Source organism: Pseudomonas cichorii (genome assembly GCF_019719005.1).
Taxonomy (GTDB): domain Bacteria; phylum Pseudomonadota; class Gammaproteobacteria; order Pseudomonadales; family Pseudomonadaceae; genus Aquipseudomonas; species Aquipseudomonas cichorii_E.
In genome coordinates this window covers 1-1,457 of record NZ_JAIGPJ010000084.1, presented here as the reverse complement: position 1 = coordinate 1,457, position 1,457 = coordinate 1, and the positions used below count along the sequence as shown (strand labels likewise).

The 1,457-nt window shown below is 57.9% G+C and carries 1 protein-coding gene; it reads left to right on the top strand.

The genetic code is table 11. The features are described from left to right. The first annotated feature begins 84 nt into the window (after window positions 1-84). Window positions 85-1,188: an IS110 family transposase gene (locus tag K5D32_RS25680; RefSeq protein WP_221602314.1), complete on the top strand. Its 1,104-nt coding sequence runs from the start codon at window positions 85-87 to the stop codon at window positions 1,186-1,188. The last annotated feature ends 269 nt before the right edge of the window (window positions 1,189-1,457 follow it).

The following is a 1,457-nucleotide window of genomic DNA, read 5'->3' as shown; positions in this document are numbered from 1 at the left end:
GTAATCAGATGGACTCGCCCCCGCCGAGGCGTCTATGCGCCACGGTGGCATCCTATAGATGTCAACGACAGCGAGGGCGAGGCCATGGGCAAGAATACTCCGAAGAATAAAACCCTGTCTGCAACCGATCTTTCCGCCTGCACAACCGTGGCGGTGGATCTAGCCAAGAATGTATTTCAGGTAGCCGGCGAGGATCAGCTGGCCCATGTGGTGTACGAGCAGCGCATCAAATCGCGCGCAGCCTTTATCACCTTTTTGCACCAGTTGCCGCCAGGCATCACGGTGCTGATGGAAACCGGTCCTGGTGCGCAATCATGGGCTCGACTCCTGCAAGATCAAGGTCAGCAGCCCCGGATTCTGCCGGCTCAGCACGTGGCGAACCATCGCAGTGGGCCGAAGAACGATCGAAACGATGTACTGGCTATTTTGCGTGCAGGCCGAGACAGCAATATCCATGCTGTTCCCGTCAAGAGCGCAGCCGGGTTGGAAATGCAGGCGCTGCACCGGGTTCGTCGACGCTATGTGAAAGAACATACGGCCATTGGCAACCAGATGCGTGGTTTGCTGCTGGAGCATGGTTTTTCCATTGCACAGGGCAAGGCGTCCATTAGCCGAAGTATCCCTGAGCTATTGGCTGATTCCAGCAAGCCGCTGCCCCCTCTGTTGCATGAACTGATTTCCGAGGTGTTCGGTGAATGGCTAAAGCTGGCAGAGCGTATCGAGGTGATGACCGGGCGGCTGGACCGCTCGGCCCGTGAAGACAGTACCTCGAAGCGGTTGATGACGATCCGGGGTGTGGGCCCGATCCTGTCGACCGCCATGCTGGCCAAGCAAACGGAGCCAGAGCGCTTCGAGAATGCTCGTGATTTTGCGGCCTATTTCGGCACGGTGCCGGAGCAGAACAGCAGTGGAAACAAGGTCCGCCTGGGCAAGATGGCCAAGCGCGGGGATGCCTACATCCGCAGTCTGGCTATTCAGGGAGCGCACGCGGTCATCAGGCAGCTCAAGCCCACCTCGACTCATCCGGATGATCGCCGCCTGCAGCGCTGGCTAAGCCGTCATGGGCAGAAAGGAGCGGCGGTGCGCTTGGCCAATCGCAACCTGCGGATCATGTGGGTGCTTCTGCAGAACGAAGACAGTTATCGCCGCCAACCGAGCATGGCTCAGGAGGCTGCGATGAAACCCTGATTTAACGAGTTCCGCCACCGAGGCGTTTAGCTGTCTCAACCCCTGCTAGAGAATATCGACCCCAGGTTAGACCGTCGCGGATAAATGCCTGCGCTCCTACTGGCCCTTGAGGCCTATTTGTAATCGGCATTCCGCGAGCTGATCCGATAGCGGCCAGAAGCCAACTGTTGCTTCCTCGAATAGGCCTTATACATAGATGCAACCGGGTAGCGGTGTTCAAAAGCAAAGCGGGTTGACAGTGGGGGCGAGTCCATACATAGGAGCGAATT